Raw genomic sequence first — 524 nt, 5'->3', positions numbered from 1 at the left:
ACCACGAAGATCAGTACCGCGGAGAAACGAATACGTTCCGCCAGCGCCCCGACAATCAGCCCGACGGTGATGCAGGCGAACGAGCCCTGGAATGCCACGTGGATATACTGATAGAAGGTGCCCATCAGCGCTTTCAGCTCAATATTTTTCAGCATCACCCAGTCAAAGCTGCCGAAGAAGCTGCCGCCGGTGCCGAAGGCCAGGGTATAGCCATAAATCACCCACAATACGCAGACCAGGCCAAAGGTGACAATCACCTGAGTCAGCATGGACAGAACGTTCTTACCGCGGATCAGGCCGCCGTAAAACAGCGCAATCCCCGGGATAGTCATAAACAGAACCAGCGCGGTGCAAATCATCATAAACGCGTTATCGGCTTTGTCCGCCACCGCAGGCGCGGCCATCGCCAGCCCCGGCAGAAGGGCTAATGCCCCCAGACCCGATTTCATTGTTGCCATTTTCATTGTTTCGTTCCCCATCACTGTGTGGTCTGGAAATTACAGTGCCGCTTCGTCAGCTTCGCC

At 55.5% G+C, this 524-nt stretch carries 1 pseudogene; it reads right to left on the bottom strand.

The window, feature by feature from the left end:
- Positions 1 to 464: pseudogene (locus HHU12_RS34845) on the bottom strand (ammonia channel protein); the annotation flags it as partial.
- Between the last annotated feature and the right edge of the window lie 60 nt (positions 465 to 524).

Origin of the sequence: Flammeovirga aprica JL-4, from assembly GCF_012844305.1 — a bacterium.
Classification (GTDB): domain Bacteria; phylum Bacteroidota; class Bacteroidia; order Cytophagales; family Flammeovirgaceae; genus Flammeovirga; species Flammeovirga aprica.
The sequence above is the reverse complement of the archived record's forward strand: the minus strand, read 5'-3'. Positions and strand labels throughout refer to the sequence as shown.